At 45.2% G+C, this 15,909-nt stretch carries 16 protein-coding genes; all 16 read right to left on the bottom strand.

Annotated features, from left to right (window positions below):
- Nucleotides 1–103: 103 nt before the first annotated feature.
- Nucleotides 104–1,627 carry a 2,3-bisphosphoglycerate-independent phosphoglycerate mutase gene (gene gpmI, locus QVO88_RS05070; protein WP_022287440.1) on the bottom strand — a complete coding sequence of 508 codons (1,524 nt, stop codon included), beginning with the start codon at nucleotides 1,625–1,627 and terminating at the stop codon, nucleotides 104–106.
- 35 nt (nucleotides 1,628–1,662) lie between these two features.
- Nucleotides 1,663–2,112, bottom strand: coding sequence for a hypothetical protein (locus tag QVO88_RS05075; RefSeq protein ID WP_022287441.1), 450 nt, complete (start codon nucleotides 2,110–2,112; stop codon nucleotides 1,663–1,665).
- A gap of 118 nt (nucleotides 2,113–2,230) precedes the next feature.
- Nucleotides 2,231–3,007, bottom strand: a complete 777-nt coding sequence (tpiA, locus tag QVO88_RS05080; protein WP_022287442.1) for a triose-phosphate isomerase — start codon at nucleotides 3,005–3,007, stop codon at nucleotides 2,231–2,233.
- Nucleotides 3,008–3,137: 130 nt separating this feature from the next.
- Nucleotides 3,138–3,659, bottom strand: coding sequence for a DUF3592 domain-containing protein (locus tag QVO88_RS05085; protein WP_022287443.1), 522 nt, complete (start codon nucleotides 3,657–3,659; stop codon nucleotides 3,138–3,140).
- A gap of 78 nt (nucleotides 3,660–3,737) precedes the next feature.
- The gene (gene pgk, locus QVO88_RS05090; RefSeq protein WP_022287444.1) at nucleotides 3,738–4,961 is read right to left on the bottom strand and encodes a phosphoglycerate kinase; all 1,224 of its coding nucleotides are present in this window, start codon (nucleotides 4,959–4,961) and stop codon (nucleotides 3,738–3,740) included.
- Nucleotides 4,962–5,099: 138 nt separating this feature from the next.
- Nucleotides 5,100–7,367 carry an ATP-dependent Clp protease ATP-binding subunit gene (locus QVO88_RS05095; RefSeq protein WP_022287445.1) on the bottom strand — a complete coding sequence of 756 codons (2,268 nt, stop codon included), beginning with the start codon at nucleotides 7,365–7,367 and terminating at the stop codon, nucleotides 5,100–5,102.
- Between the two features lie 40 nt (nucleotides 7,368–7,407).
- On the bottom strand, nucleotides 7,408–8,286 hold the full coding sequence (locus QVO88_RS05100; protein WP_278642555.1) for a CvpA family protein: 879 nt from the start codon (nucleotides 8,284–8,286) through the stop codon (nucleotides 7,408–7,410).
- 16 nt (nucleotides 8,287–8,302) lie between these two features.
- A complete protein-coding gene (locus QVO88_RS05105) occupies nucleotides 8,303–9,943 on the bottom strand; it encodes a DUF5711 family protein (protein WP_278634656.1) in 1,641 nt (546 codons plus the stop codon).
- Nucleotides 9,909–10,673, bottom strand: coding sequence for a tRNA pseudouridine(38-40) synthase TruA (gene truA / locus QVO88_RS05110; protein ID WP_022287448.1), 765 nt, complete (start codon nucleotides 10,671–10,673; stop codon nucleotides 9,909–9,911). Before truA ends, QVO88_RS05105 begins: the two co-directional genes overlap by 35 nt.
- Nucleotides 10,674–10,690: 17 nt before the next feature.
- Nucleotides 10,691–10,975, bottom strand: a complete 285-nt coding sequence (locus tag QVO88_RS05115; RefSeq protein WP_022287449.1) for a hypothetical protein — start codon at nucleotides 10,973–10,975, stop codon at nucleotides 10,691–10,693.
- 10 nt (nucleotides 10,976–10,985) lie between these two features.
- Complete coding sequence (locus QVO88_RS05120; protein WP_022287450.1) at nucleotides 10,986–11,789, bottom strand: energy-coupling factor transporter transmembrane protein EcfT; 804 nt, start codon at nucleotides 11,787–11,789, stop codon at nucleotides 10,986–10,988.
- A 77-nt stretch (nucleotides 11,790–11,866) separates the two neighbouring features.
- Nucleotides 11,867–12,730: an energy-coupling factor transporter ATPase gene (locus QVO88_RS05125; protein WP_022287451.1), complete on the bottom strand. Its 864-nt coding sequence runs from the start codon at nucleotides 12,728–12,730 to the stop codon at nucleotides 11,867–11,869.
- Nucleotides 12,731–12,742: 12 nt separating this feature from the next.
- A complete protein-coding gene (locus QVO88_RS05130) occupies nucleotides 12,743–13,591 on the bottom strand; it encodes an energy-coupling factor transporter ATPase (protein ID WP_022287452.1) in 849 nt (282 codons plus the stop codon).
- 24 nt (nucleotides 13,592–13,615) lie between these two features.
- Entirely contained in the window at nucleotides 13,616–13,915 is a 300-nt protein-coding gene (locus QVO88_RS05135) for a hypothetical protein (protein ID WP_022287453.1), read from the bottom strand.
- A gap of 72 nt (nucleotides 13,916–13,987) precedes the next feature.
- Nucleotides 13,988–14,884 carry a carbohydrate kinase family protein gene (locus tag QVO88_RS05140; RefSeq protein ID WP_022287454.1) on the bottom strand — a complete coding sequence of 299 codons (897 nt, stop codon included), beginning with the start codon at nucleotides 14,882–14,884 and terminating at the stop codon, nucleotides 13,988–13,990.
- Nucleotides 14,885–14,912: 28 nt separating this feature from the next.
- Nucleotides 14,913–15,776, bottom strand: coding sequence for a class I SAM-dependent methyltransferase (locus QVO88_RS05145; protein WP_022287455.1), 864 nt, complete (start codon nucleotides 15,774–15,776; stop codon nucleotides 14,913–14,915).
- Nucleotides 15,777–15,909: the final 133 nt, after the last annotated feature.

Consider the following 15,909-nt stretch of genomic DNA (forward strand, 5'->3'; position numbering starts at 1 on the left):
GTCGTATTTCTGCAAAGCGGAAATTGCGTCGCTCCCCTACAACGTACATAGATAAAGAGGCAGTGCCGATTTTCTCGGTACTGCCTTGATTATTTTATGGAAATTAGTCCTTGATGATAGACTTACCTGTCATTTCCTTTGGCTGCTCAAGACCCATGAGTTTGAGCATTGTTGGTGAAAGGTCAGCAAGCACGCCGCCCTCTCTGATAAGAACATTGCCTGCGCCTGCGATAATAAGAGGTACAAGGTTGGTTGTGTGGGCTGTGAATGGAGAGCCGTCCTCTTCCATCATCTTATCTGCGTTGCCGTGGTCTGCTGTGATAAGTGCTATACCGCCCTTTGCAAGAACTGCGTCAACCGTTTTGCCTACGCACTCGTCAACTGCTTCTACTGCTGCTACGGCTGCGTCGAACACGCCTGTGTGACCTACCATATCGCAGTTTGCATAGTTGAGGATAATTGCGTCATACTTGTCAGACTCTATTCTCTTGAGAACTTCGTCGCAAACAAGATATGCGCTCATTTCAGGCTGGAGGTCATAAGTTGCTACCTTTGGTGAATTGATGAGGGCTCTGTCCTCGTTCTCAAAAGGAGCTTCTACGCCGCCGTTGAAGAAGAATGTAACGTGTGCATACTTCTCTGTTTCAGCGATTCTAAGCTGTGAAAGGCCCTTCTTTGCGATATACTCGCCGAAAGTATTTTCAAGGCTTGCTGGTTTGAATGCAACGTCAACGTTTGGCATTGTTGCGTCATACTGTGTCATGCATACATAGTAAAGTGGGAATCTGCCATTTCTTCTCTCAAAGCCTGTGAAGTCGTCGTCAACGAGAGTTCTTGTTATCTCTCTTGCTCTGTCAGGACGGAAGTTGAAGAAGATAACGCTGTCGTTTGCGGATATCTTGCCGTTTTCATCGATAACTGTAGGAACAACGAACTCGTCTGTAACGTCAGCGGCATAGGAAGCCTTGATAGCATCAACTGCGTTATCAGCCTTATTGCCCTCGCCGTATACCATTGCGTCATAAGCCTTGCCTACACGCTCCCAACGGTTATCTCTGTCCATTGCATAGTAACGTCCCATTACTGTTGCTATCTTGCCGACACCAATTTCCTTGAGCTTTTCTTCAAGCTCAGCTACGAAGTCAACACCGCTTGTAGGAGGAACATCTCTGCCGTCCATGAAGCAATGAACGTATACCTTTGTAAGACCAGCTTTCTTAGCAAGCTCCAAAAGACCATAGAGGTGTGAATTATGTGAGTGAACGCCGCCGTTTGAAAGAAGTCCGAACAGGTGGAGTGCGCTGTCATTCTTCTTGCAGTTCTCAACGGCTGCTGTAAAAGCTTCGTTTGAGAAGAATTCGCCGTCCTTGATAGACTTTGTTATTCTTGTAAGCTCCTGATAAACTATTCTTCCTGCACCGATATTTGTATGGCCTACCTCTGAGTTACCCATTTGTCCCTCAGGAAGTCCAACGTCCATGCCGCTTGCACCGATAAGAGTGTGCGGATAGTTGGCAAGAAGTCTGTCGATATTAGGTGTTTTGGCAGCTCTGATAGCGTTGCCGTAATCCTTGTGATTATAGCCGAAGCCGTCCATAATGATAAGTGCTATGGGTTTCTTTGACATATTTCTTAGTCCTTTCAACATCATTTATATTCGTATTATCCCCAATAACCGCCATTTTCAAGGAAGCTCAGGACATATTCCTTAAATTCCTTGGCAGTATCGTCGCTTGTGTAATAGGTCTTTGCGCCGATACGGACATAGTTACTCTCTCCTGCTTCATAGTAGATAGCTGGACCTTCTGAACATTTTATATCCAGCCAATCGCCGCCAACAACGTACTCCTTTGAATCCGGCTCTTTTTCTTCTGCGTTTTCCATGACTTTCGTGCGGAACTCTGTTATCTTGTCGAGCAACTCGCTGTCTGTGAACTCAACGCCGCTAAGGAGCTTACTAGAGTCCATTTTGATAGTTACATTTTCAAGCTGAGCCTCAGATGTTGTCTGAGAGCTTTCTGCCGCTGGTGCGCTGCTTTCGTCAACACTTCCGCAAGCTGCAAATGACATACACATTGATAATACTAATGCTGCAAATATTAATTTTTTCATAGTTGCGTCCCCCCTGTTCAAAAAAAGCAGAGGACAGCCGCAGCCGTCCCCTGCGGAACTTTTTATTTGTTTGTTCTTGTGACGAATGATATTTTACCCCTAGATATCCGTCTGTTAATTAGCCCTCAACAGCAGCCTGAACGATAGTGTTGAAGTCAGCAGCCTTCAGTGAAGCGCCGCCGATAAGACCGCCGTCTACGTTCTCCTTAGAAAGAAGCTCTGCGCAGTTCTTAGCGTTCATTGAGCCGCCGTACTGAATTGTAACTGCCTCTGCTGTAGCTTCGTCATAGATCTTAGCAAGTGTTGCTCTGATGAATGCACAAACTTCCTCAGCCTGATCTGCTGTAGCTGTCTTGCCTGTACCGATAGCCCATACTGGCTCGTAAGCGATAACGGACTTCTTAACGTCCTCTGCTGATACGCCGAAGAAATCAAGCTTTACCTGTCTTGCGATAACTTCCTCTGTGATGTTGCACTCACGCTCCCAGAGAAGCTCGCCAACGCAAACGATAGGCTTAAGACCAGCTGCAAGAGCTGCCTTTGTTCTCTTGTTTACTGTTTCGTCTGTTTCACCGAAATACTGTCTTCTCTCTGAGTGACCGATAACAACGTACTCAACGCCAAGCTCAACGAGCATATCTGCTGAGATCTCGCCTGTGAAAGCGCCGCTCTTCTCAAAGTGAACGTTCTCTGCGCCGATCTTTACGTTTGAGCCTGCTGTTGCGTTGATAGCAGTTTCAAGGTTTGTGAAAGGTACGCAAGCGATAACTTCTACCTTGCCCTCAGCGTTTGCAACAAGTGGCTTGATAGCTTCGAGAAGCTCCTTAGCCTCAGGTCTTGTCTTGTTCATTTTCCAGTTTCCTGCAATAATTGCTTTTCTTACAGCTTTTTTCATGATAAAAAACTCCTTTATTTTTTATAGGGAACAGAAAAACTGCTCCTGCTAGTTTTCCAAGTCTATTATACAACATTCACTCGTATTTGTCAACTAATTAACAAAGGCTTGGACTTATTTTATCTGTTTTTTACAGCTTATCTATAAGCATAACGACACCGAAAATGCCAAGCAGGACACCGATAGCGATAGCCGCATAGCCGAAAGGCGTTTTCTCCTCTTTTTCCTCGGCTTCCTTTTCCTCCTCAGTGACTTCTACCTTTGATTTTTCATCGTCAAGGTAAAATTCCTGTGGGTTTGCGGGGTTATACTTTATGTCTATGATATCGCCTTTTTCATAGCCGTTGTCTGTGACTATCTGGGTATATTTCTCGCCGTCAATGGTATAGCCGATTTTCCACTCGGTAAAAACTCTGTCCTCGCCGCCGTTGAAATCAGGCATTGTGGTCTTGACTTTCTGCAAGGCCTTTGCCTGAGTTGGTTCGTAGTGATCCTCCTCGGGGATATTATGTTCCTGCTCTGGAAAAAAGCGATAGCCCTGCAAAGCTTTGATACCGAAATAGATAAGTCCAATGCCTGTGAGCAGAAGAATTATTCCGCCTATGCCCTGCCAGCCTAATCCGCTTTTTGCAAGTAGTGTTATTTCATTCATTTTTACTACCTCGATTTCTGCATAAAAAAGGGACAGGCAAAACCTGCCTGCCCCTAGCTTATAGCCTAGTAAGATATATTACTTGTCAGCAATTACGTCGATACCTGGGAGAACCTTGCCCTCGAGGTATTCAAGTGAAGCTCCGCCGCCTGTTGAGATGTGTGACATCTTATCAGCAAAGCCAAGCTGGATAACTGCTGCTGCTGAGTCGCCGCCGCCGATGATAGTTGTAGCGTCTGTTTCAGCAAGTGCCTTTGCAACTGCAATAGTACCCTTTGCAAGTGTTGGGTTCTCGAACACGCCCATAGGACCGTTCCAAACAACTGTCTTTGCAGACTTAACAGCCTCGCCGAAGAGAGCCTGTGTCTTTGTGCCGATATCGAGGCCTTCCTTGTCAGCTGGGATCTTGTCAGAATCAACAACTTCTACGTCGATAGGAGCGTCGATTGGATCAGGGAAACCTGCTGCAACTGTTGTGTCGATAGGGAGAAGAAGCTTCTTGCCGAGCTTTTCAGCCTTTGCCATCATTTCCTTGCAGTAGTCGATCTTTGTATCGTCAACGAGGGAAAGACCAACTTCCTTGCCCTGTGCCTTGAGGAATGTATATGCCATACCGCCGCCGATGATAAGTGTATCGCACTTCTCGAGGAGGTTTGAGATAACGTTGAGCTTATCTGCTACCTTTGCGCCGCCGAGGATAGCAACGAATGGTCTAACAGGTGTTTCAACTGCATTTCCGAGATAGTTGATTTCTTTCTGCATGAGGTAACCAACTGCTGTTTCCTTAACGAACTTTGTAACGCCTGCTGTAGAAGCATGAGCTCTGTGAGCTGAACCGAAAGCGTCCATTACGAATACTTCGTCGTCAACGAGGTCAGCAAGTTCCTTAGCGAAAGCTTCGCCGTTCTTTGTTTCCTCTGCGCCTCTGAATCTTGTGTTCTCAAGAACAACGATATCACCGTCAGCCATTTCAGCAACTGCCTTCTTAGCGTTGTCACCAACTACTGTATCGTCAGCAGCGAATGTTACCTTTGTTTCAGGAAGAAGCTCTGCAAGTCTTGCAGCAGCAGGAGCAAGTGAGAACTTAGCCTCTGGGCCGTTCTTTGGCTTGCCAAGATGTGAACACAGAACTACCTTGCCGCCGTCAGCTACCAGCTTCTTGATAGTTGGGAGAGCAGCTGTTATTCTGTTATCGTTTGTAATAACGCCGTCCTTAAGAGGAACGTTAAAGTCAACTCTTACGAGTACCTTTTTGCCCTTTACATTAATGTCATCAACAGTAACTTTGTTTAAACCTGCCATTTTAAAGACACCTCTCAATTTAATTTTTTAATTCACGTTGTTAAAAAACTAACAACCTTACCTTTATTATATAACATACCGTCATAAAAATCAAGTATTTTTTTATAATTTTTACCCTGATTTTATAACTTTAGGCTTTTAAAGAGCGTCCACCTTTATCTCTCCGTTGTCAGCGGATATTGCCACGGCGGACACCGCTCCCTCGCCCTTGTCTATAAGCAGTTCGGCTATCTTATCCTCAACCTCGTTTCTTATGACACGGCGGATATCTCTTGCACCAAGCTTCTGACCGTATGCCTTATGTGCGATAGTTTTCAGAGCTTCATCTGTATATCTCAGGCTGATATGTTTCTCCTCCAGCGGCGACTTCATCTCGTCCAGCATAAGACCTGCTATGCCTGCGTAATTCTCCTCTGTGAGCGGATTGAACACAACTATCTCGTCTATTCTTCCAAGAAACTCAGGTCTCAGGAAATCTCTCAGTGCTTTCATTGCTTTATCCTTGGCGATATCACTGTCGGTCTTATTGAAGCCCACACCTGTATCTCTATCAGTCGAACCTGCATTTGATGTCATGACGATAACTGTATTTTCAAATGAAACGCTTCTGCCCTGTGAATCGTTGATACGTCCCTCGTCAAGTATCTGGAGAAGTATGTTCATAACGTCAGGGTGAGCCTTTTCTATCTCGTCAAAAAGTACCACTGAATATGGTCTGCGGCGCACCTTTTCGGTAAGCTGACCTGCTTCATCAAAGCCTACATATCCCGGAGGTGAGCCGATAAGCTTTGATACTGAGTGCTTCTCCATATACTCGGTCATGTCAACTCTGATAAGCGGCTCGGTGGCGTCAAAAAGCTCTTCTCCAAGGACTTTCACAAGCTCTGTTTTTCCAACGCCTGTTGGGCCGACGAAAATAAATGAAGCCGGTCTGCGACGTTTTGAAAGCTGAACCCTTGTACGCTTTATTGCCTTTGCGACCTTATCAACGGCTTCGTCCTGGCCGATAACACGCTTTGAAAGGGCTTCTTTCAGATGCTTTATCTTGTCATACTCGGTCTGAGCTATTTTATTGGCAGGGATACCTGTCCAAAGCTCTATTACCTTTGAGATATCTTCCTCTGTGACCTGAACGTTTTTAAGAGTTTCTTCCACCTCTTTGAGTCTGTTCTGTATCCTGAGTATCTCGCCCTTTTCCTTTGCGATTATCTCATAGTCAGGGTCTGACTTCTGCTCGTAATCCTCAACGAGCTTTTCATGCTTTTTAAGCTCCTCGTTAAGTGCGTTGAACTCCTCTATTTCAGGTGTTCTTATACTTGTGCAGGCGCAGGCTTCGTCAAGAAGATCTATCGCCTTGTCAGGGAGAAATCTGTCGTTGATATATCTTTCAGAAAGCACTGCACACTCTCTGAGCATATCGTCTGATATCTTTACTCTATGGAAATTTTCGTAATACTGCTTTATGCCTTTGAGGACTGTGATAGTGTCCTCAACTGTCGGCTCGGAAACTGTTACAGGCTGGAAACGTCTTTCAAGTGCAGAGTCCTTTTCGATATACTTTCTGTACTCCTTGAAAGTCGTTGCGCCGATGACCTGTATCTCGCCTCTTGAAAGGGACGGTTTCAGGATATTAGCTGCGTTCATCGTTCCCTCATTATCGCCTGTGCCAACAAGGGTATGCACCTCGTCTATAAAGAGGATAACATTGCCCTGCTCTTTTACTTCCTCTACAAGTCCTTTACAACGGCTCTCGAACTGTCCTCTGAACTGAGTGCCTGCAACAAGTGCGGTAAGGTCGAGGAGGTAAAGCTCCTTATCCTTGATATGGAACGGCACATCTCCGCCAACTATCCTCTGTGCGATACCCTCGGCAATGGCTGTTTTACCAACGCCAGGTTCGCCTATAAGGCATGGGTTGTTCTTCTGACGTCTTGACAGGATATGGATAACTCTTGATATCTCCTTATCTCTGCCCACAACGTTATCAAGCTTGCCCTCTCTTGCTTTCTGAGTAAGATTTGTGCAATAGTTGTTGAGAAATTTAAGCTTTTTCTTTTTATCCTTTGGCTTGTTCTCTCCGCCCTCATCGGTGGCTTTAGGCATACCTCCTGCGAGGTTGCTGAAAAGATTGGCTGCATCACCGCCGAAAAGATTGCTCAGGAAGTTCGTTCCGCCCGGCTCAAAATCGTCCCCGTCGGAAGCCTCCATAAGCTGATTTGACATTGCTTCAAGGTCATCGTCTGAGATGCCCATTGCCTTCATATAATCGTCCACCTGCGAAATGCCAAGCTCCTTGGCACAAACAAGGCAAAGTCCCTCGTTCTTCTTGTGCTGAGGGTCCTTGGCGTTCATCTGTGAGATGAACACCACAGCAGGACGCTTTTTACATCTTGAACACATTAACATTTTTATTTGCTCCTTTCCTTACTGATACACCTTACGGTAATCATTTATACAGAATATCAAAGAAGTAACTGAACAGATAGGTATTTTCAAAAACAGCGCTGTTGAACTTGGGAAGCTTGTTCTCGGTAGCATTTATCACAGTGCAGACCATAAAGGCTATCAACACCAGATACAGACCACCTTTGCAAAGACCAAGCACCATGCCTGCGAAACGGTTTGCCGCTGTCAGACCTGCCATTCGGGTAAAAACTCCCGACAGACGCAGGATAAGCCTTATGACTATCTCCATAAGCACATAAACCGTCATGAACACGCAAAGCCTTATAAAAGTCAGGGCGATCGGTCGGAAAATGTTCTTTTCCAGATACTCAGCACCAGTTCTGCCACCCTCAGAGAGAGCCTTGACGGCTTCGTCTATCTGCTCGGCAGTGAACTTCACCGCCTTAGACAGACTTTTTCCAAGCTTATTGCCCTCCAGCTTTTCGCTGAGCTTTTGGGGCATAACGCTGTGGATATACTCTGAAAGCTCCTCGCCCTTTTGCTGAGCAGTATCAAGGTCTGTTCCCTTTGAAACAAGCAGCTTTTCGGTATTCTCCGCAAGAGTGCCTGCCCCTGACAGGACGTTTTTTATCTCCTCATCTGAAAGGTCGATATCAACGCCCTCGTTTTTCAGTTCATTGCTCACAAGCTTTGAAAGATCCGTCTGTTCAGCAGCGTTTTCAAGGCTCGTTATAAGCTGTGTTTTGAAATATTTGTTATATACATTTTCAGCCGACATATTGGCTATAAGAAAAGCCACAAGAACGGCTGCCACTGTTCCGAGCATTGTGATGACATATCTCACAAAGCCCTTACAGTATCCTGTCAGAGCGGTCACGATAAGGATCATTATAACTGCTCCGTCAAAAAAATATGCCATATTTTCCTGCCTTTCGTCAGGTCTCGAAAGCTATTTTGTTTATCTCATGCAGACCCAGGAAATAAACGCTGTCGTTGAGGTAAACAAAGTCGAGATACTCAGAGGACACTGCCGCTGTTGCAAGTAGATTTCCTGCACTGTCATAGGCTTCTATATTATCCTCGCCGAGAAGGATCACCTTCTTGTTCTCTGCGGTCATTTTCTTAGGCTTGCCGCTTTGAGTATAAACAACGCTATCAGGCTTATCTCCGTCAGAGTCCGAACGGAACACCGCAAGAGTTCCTGTTTTACGCTGTATGCCATCGAATGCTACTGCGGCAGTGGTGTCTGTCAGGGCATAGTCTGAAAGCTCCTCAGGATATTCATACTGCATAAGTATTTTACCATTGCTGTCAAGCTTGTAGAAGCAGGTATCGCCCACTACCCAATAATCGCCGTTATCGTTTCGCTGAACGGCAACTGCGAGAGTTTCAAGCTGTTCGCTCTTCATCTTCTCCTTTGTGCTGTCAAAGGTCACATAATAGACGACCGAGCGTAACGCTCCACCACTGCTGGAAAATGTTGAGATACAACAGCCGCTTCCGTCCTTATCAAAGCTTATATCAAGTATTCTTCGTGAGCTTGACCACTGATATATCTCTGCTCCCGAGGAGTCATAAACTGTCAGCACTGCGGCATATTTCTCAGTCTGGGTGACCACTGCAACTGTGCTGTCAGGGGCTATCTCCGCCAAAAGTATAGACTGGTCTATATCCTTTGAGAGCAGCTCGCCCTTTTTATTCAGCACTCTGAAAGAATTTCCACCGTTATCATAAACAAGCACACGCTTGCCAGATGTTCTTACAACAGGGTTTGCAAAGTTGTGAGAATTATCCGATATCTTATTGCCAGACTCGTCATAAAAAGCAATGTTCCTGTCGTCAACTCTCACTATACCGTCGGAAAGCTGTTTTATAACGTTAACGGAGCTTTCATCAAAGGTCAGCGGGAAATTTCCACTTTGCTTTTTGCCGTCGTTTACTATAGTGGCATGAGGTCTGTCCAAAATGCCCTCAAGCTTCGGCACCCACACTCCTCTTGAAGCGTAAACGCCAACTCCGAAAGCGACCACCACTGCTATGGCGGCTATCTTTTTATAGAGCTTTTTGTTTTTCTCTTTCTTTCTTGCCGCTCTTATATCGGTGACGTTGGATATCTCCTCGTCAGACCTCTCTGCTTTCTCGGCTTTTTTCTCTTTTCTGCTTTTATGCTCGGATTTTTCCTCTTTGCTTTCTGAAACCTGCTCTTTATTTTCACCGCCTGATACTGTTATCTTGCTTTCATCAGCTTTTTCAGGCTTTTCCACCTCGGCTTTATCCTCGGTGTTCGTCAGCTCTATTCTGCTTCGTGACTCCTCGGCTTCTTCCGCTTCTTTTCGGAGCTGTTCTTCCTGCTCACGTTCCGCCGCTTTCTGAGCCGCCTTTTTCTGGCGCTTTATCTCTCTGAAAGTAACGTTCGGCATAGGCTCTTCTGCACCGTGAAACTCGTCACGCTGAACAAAATCCGTCTGCTTGGTTATTCTTATTGTTTTTTCTTCTTTGGTAGGCGGATTTTTCTTTCTCCGCCTGCTCTTTGATCTTTTATCATTCACCTTGTTCAGATCCTTTATCTTTATCATAATACACTTCGTTAAGATACAATCCCTGCGGCGGAACGGTCTTTCCGCCTCTTGTTCTGTCCTTTGACGCAAGTATATCGGGTATTTGAGTTTCTCCTATCTTGCCCTCGTTTATAAAAATAAGCGTGCCTACCATTATCCTTACCATATTGTACAGAAAGCCGTCTCCCGAAACTGTGAATATCACAAGCTCGCCCTCACGTCTTACATGGAAAGAGAATATAGTCCTAACTGTATTCTCCTTTGTGCAATCGGTGGAACACATGGCTTTGAAATCGTGCGTTCCCACAAAATCCTGTGCCGCTTTATCAAGCTTTTTCTCGTCTATTGGAAACCAACTGCGGTAGGCTGTATCTTTATAAAAGGGATTTTTTATCTCGCTGTTATGTATAATATACTCATACTCCTTGCCGCTGCACATATATCTTGCGTGAAAATCAAGGGGGACTTTTTCGCACTCCAGCACGGAGATATCGTCTGGAAGCTTTGAATTAAGTCCAAAAACTATGCCACGGCAGGTTATTGTGGACTCTATAAGAAAGCTTGTACAAAACCGCCTTGCATGCACCCCTGCATCTGTTCGTGAACAGCCGTTCACTGTGACTGTCTGTCCCGTCAGCGAGAGGATAGCTTCTTCAAGCACCTGCTGAACGGCAAGGGCGTTGTTCTGCCTTTGCCACCCATGATATGCTGTGCCGTTATAGGCAAGTATTATCCTGAAATTTGTCATGAGCATATCCCGTTTCTTTAGTCGAGTGTTATGGAATCTATATTGTCAAGTCTTACTATCATGGTGCTGTCGCTTTTCTTTTCATGAACGATAAGCTTTACCCACTCGTCGTCTGCGTCAAGAATAGTACAGCTATGACCATAAATCCCGTCGCCGTCAATGGTACATTCTCTGCCGATAAGTTCTTTTATAATGCCTGACATTTTACTTCCCCCATTTACATTTCTCTCAAGTTTCTTGACTTTTCTTTCCAAAGCATCAAGTCTGTCGTCCTGGTCCATATCTTTAAAAACACTGCTCATAATACCCCTCCTAAACGACTACATTTATGACGATAACGCCTGCAAGGAACAGCACGCAGAATATCGAGCCGTAGAGATCGACTATGCTCATATGGAGCTGTTTCATTCTTGTTCTGCCCTCTCCGCCGTGATAACAACGGCACTCCATAGCAAGGGCAAGCTCCTCGGCGTGTCTGAACGATGCCACAAAAAGCGGTATCAGCACTGGGATAAGGGCTTTGGCTTTCTGAATGAGCGAGCCTGTTTCCATATCCGCTCCTCTTGCTTTCTGTGCCGACATTATCTTGTCTGTTTCCTCGATAAGGGTAGGGATAAATCTCAGGGCAATAGTCATCATCATTGCAAGCTCATGGACAGGCACTTTTATCTTTTTCAGCGGTGAAAGCAATCTTTCGATAGCGTCTGTCAGGTCGATAGGCGAGGTGGTGTAGGTAAGAAGCGAAGTGCCGACAATAAGGCAGATTATCCTTATCATCATGAACACTGCCGTGTCAACGCCTTCATCGGTTATCTTGAGAAATTTCCACTCAAAATAGGCTTTGCCCGTTCTGATAAAAAGCAGATTTAGTATCGCCGTAAATATTATTATCGGCACTATAGGCTTCAGGCTTTTTAGCATGAGTTTGCCGGGTATTTTTGATATGATAAAAGTGAGAATAGTAAAAGCTATGCCCACAAGAAGTCCCCACACGCTGTTTGCGGCGAAAAGCATTACTATGAAAACCGCCGTCATTATTATCTTTATTCGTGCGTCCATTCGGTGAATGACAGAATTTCCGGGAAAATACTGTCCTATAGTAATATCCTTTATCAAGGTATATTCCTCCAATTTTCTATCTCAACTTACACAGTCCTGCTCTCTGCTCATATGGGTCAAAGGCAGTCCGCTGCTTACTTATTCTTTTTCTGCTCCAGCATTTCAAGGATGACCTTTTTCGCATAGCCAACTGTATACACATCGTCCTTAATATCAATGCCCATGGCTTTGAGCCTGTTTATAACTCTTGTTATCTGCGGCACTGCAAGTCCCATTGACACAAGCTCCTCAGAGCGGTGGAACACCTTTACTGTATCGTCATAGCAAAAAAGCTTCGATTCGTTCATGACGAGTATCTTTGAAACGTTCTTTGCGATATCCTCCATAGAATGGGATACCAGCAAAACAGTGTTTTTCATCTGCTCATGATACTCTCTTATAAGACCAAGTATCTGCTCTCTGCCCTTAGGGTCAAGACCCGAAGCAGGTTCATCAAGGATAAGCACCTTTGGGTTCATTGCCATAACGCCTGCTATAGCCACACGCCTTTTCTGTCCGCCTGAAAGCTCGAAAGGCGATTTGTCAAGTATCTCAGGGCTTAGCCCTACCATTCTTGCGGCTTCTTTGACATACTTGTCTATCTGATCTTCCTTGATACCCATATTCTTAGGTCCGAATGCGATATCCTTATAACAGGTCTCCTCAAAGAGCTGATACTCAGGATACTGAAACACAAGACCCACCTTAAATCTTATAGGGCGAAGCCTTGATTTATCGTCCCACAGCCTTTCTCCGTCTATATAGACGCTTCCGCTCGTGGGTTTCAAAAGACCGTTGAAATGCTGGATAAGGGTAGATTTGCCTGAGCCTGTATGTCCTATTATACCCACCATTTCGCCGTCATTTATCTCTATATTAACATTGTCTACGGCTGTTTTGCGAAATGGTGTGCCCTCGCCGTAAACATAAGTCAAGTTTTCCGTTTTAATTACTGCCATTGTTACTCCCTATCACTTAAGCATTTCATAAAGCTTCTGAACGCACTCGTCCTCGTGGATTATCTCGGTGGAGATGTCATAGCCTGCCTTTTTAAGTTCCCAGCAAAGCTCTGTCACCTGCGGCACGTCAAGTCCCAGATTTTTCATAGTTTCCACATTTGAGAATATCTTCTTCGGAACGTTATCCATTATGACCTCGCCACCGTCAATGACCACCACACGCTGTGCCTGTGCGGCTTCCTCCATATAATGGGTGATAAGCACGATAGTAACGCCCTGCTCGTTGAGCATTTTGACAGTTTTCATTACCTCGTCCCTGCCGTGAGGATCGAGCATGGCGGTAGGCTCGTCAAGAAGTATACAATCAGGCTTCATTGCGATTATGCCTGCGATAGCAACACGCTGTTTTTGTCCGCCTGAAAGCTTATGGGGTGCATGAAGTCTGTATTCATACATACCGACGGTTTTAAGAGCCTCGTCAACACGTCTGCGTATCTCATTCGGCTCGACGCCCATATTTTCAAGGGCGAAAGCCACGTCCTCCTCCACGATAGTTGCAACTATCTGGTTATCAGGGTTTTGGAATACCATGCCCACCTTTTCTCTTATAGGCAAGAGGTTATTTTCGTCCAAAGTGTCCATGCCGTTCACATAGACAGCCCCCGACTCAGGAAGATTTATAGCGTTTATGCACTTTGCAAGTGTAGATTTGCCTGAGCCGTTATGACCAAGCACTGCCACAAACTCGCCTTTTTCTATGTTCAGATTTATGCCTTTAAGCACCTCCGTTTTAACAGGTGGCTCTTCAAGGTCGTTCACATAGGAAAAGTGCAGATCCTTTATTTCAATAAAACTGCTCATTTCACTTTCCTTACCAAATTTAGTTTATTCCTTATCTTCAGGCTGTTCTTTCTGTTCAGCCTTTCTTTCCTTATGCTTTTCGTAAACATTCTCGGCTTTGTCTATTCCTTTGTCAAGGAGCTTTTCAGCCTTGTTCTTTACCTTTTTGCCCGTTTCGCTCTCGGCGAACTCGTGGGCTTTTTCCTTTCCCTTTTCAAACAGCTCTTCTGCTTTGCTCTTTATCTTCTGCCCATTTTCACTTTCAGCAGCCTCGTGAGCTTTTTCTTTGCCCTTTTCAAGCATATTTCCTGCCTTGTGTTTAAGTTCATCAAAATCAAAAGACATAACCTTTCCTCCTGTCTGAAATTTTGGTTTATACCTTATTATAATATATGGGTATGCAAACGCTGTTCGCCCCTACATATTGCCCATAAGCTTTTCAATATCTTTTACTGTTGGCGGATAAAGTGCGATAGGGAACTTTTCCACCGCCGCACCTGCCACAGCACAGGCTGTTTTCACCAATGTATCGTCATCAAGACCTTTATAAAGCCCATATACAGCGCCTGCCTTAAAGCTGTCCCCTGCGCCAAGTGTTGACACTACGTCTACTTTAAATGCAGGGCACATCTTTGGCACAGCACCCTTCCTGCCATACATCGCACCCTTTTCACCAAGGGTAAATATCACAAGTCCGTCTGTATTATCTGTATAAAGCCTGAAAAGCTCGTCATAGCTTTTATCCGGATAATATTCATCAAGGTGCTGATGAGATATGCAATTTACTGCACAATGCTTATGTATATAGCTGTCATAGGCACAATCTATGGTGACGTATTTCTTGCCATATTTTACGCAACACTCGGCTATCTTATCACCAAAATAAGGGTCAGCCGCAACGCAGGCTGAATTTTTCACTGACTCCTCCGAAGGCTGTTCATAAAAAGGCTCCGGACGTGAATAAAGCTTATCCCACTCGCCAAAACAGGTGCGTGTATTTTTATCTATGATAACATAGTCGGTCACGCCCTCGAAACCCTCTGTTACAAGTTCCGAAAGGTCAGCAGTCTTGTCTGCAAAATAATCCTTTATAAGCTTTTCATTGCCGCTTCCAAGGTGAGTACCCCCAAGCTTTACAGGCACATTCAGACTGCAAAGAACAGCCGCCGCTGTTCCGGTCTCACCACCGACAAGGTGATATTTTTCCTTTATCTCTGCCGTTCCGTCTGCCTTTGGAAAATCACCGTCAAGAAGAAACGAACAGGTGGAGATCATTTGACCGTACATATAAACATAATTCTCAGTATATTTCATGCGAACACCATTCCTTACTATAGCAAAGCTATTTCTGCCAAATCGCCGTTGAACCGCATGGAAGCACACCGCCTGTTGCCTCCACAGGCAATCCTATCTCATCAGCCGTAACGTTTCCGCCAAACCTCGTTCCGAGGACATCTCTCAGGATATATGCCATAACTGAGGGTGAAAGTCCTGTGGTATAGCTGTTGAGCAGGAAGAAAAGCGGCTCGTCGCTCAAAACGCCTGAGCAGGTCTTTACAAGGTCATAGATACAATCTTCAAGCTTCCATATCTCTCCGCCAGGTCCTCTGCCGTAGGACGGAGGATCCATAACGATAGCGTCATAGGTCTTGCCACGGCGTATCTCACGCTGAACGAACTTTTCACAATCGTCTACAAGCCAGCGAATAGGCTTATCGGAAAGCCCTGACACAGTGGCGTTCTCTCTTGCCCACTGCACCATGCCCTTTGATGCGTCAACGTGTGAAACGCTTGCACCTGCTTCAGCACAGGCAAGGGTAGCTCCGCCTGTGTATGCAAAGAGGTTTAACACCTTTATCTCTCTGTCTGCGTTTCTTATTTTATCAGCCATGAAGTCCCAGTTCACAGCCTGTTCAGGGAAAAGACCTGTGTGCTTGAAGCCCGTTGGTCTGATTATAAACTTCAAATTCTTATAGCCTATGTTCCAGCTTTCAGGCAGGCGCTTTCTGTATTCCCATTCGCCGCCGCCCTTTGAGGAACGGTGATAAATGCCGTCTGCCTTTGTCCAAAGGTCAGAACGCTTCGGTGACTTCCAGATTATCTGAGGGTCAGGTCTTACAAGCACCTTGCCGCCCCAGCTTTCAAGCTTATCTCCGCTTGAAGTATCTATTATCTTATAGTCTTTCCAGTTTTCTGCAATTCTCATATTTTTTATCCTTATATAAAATTTACTTTTTCCACGGCCTTTTATTTTCCGTCCAGCCCTTTGCCTGCCAATATGCACTGTCAGCAGGGTTCCAGCCCTTTTTGTTTGCAAAGTGGAAAATAGTGAAAAACAT

This window comes from Ruminococcus sp. CAG:57, assembly GCF_000435935.1.
GTDB classification, from domain to species: domain Bacteria; phylum Bacillota; class Clostridia; order Oscillospirales; family Ruminococcaceae; genus Hominimerdicola; species Hominimerdicola aceti.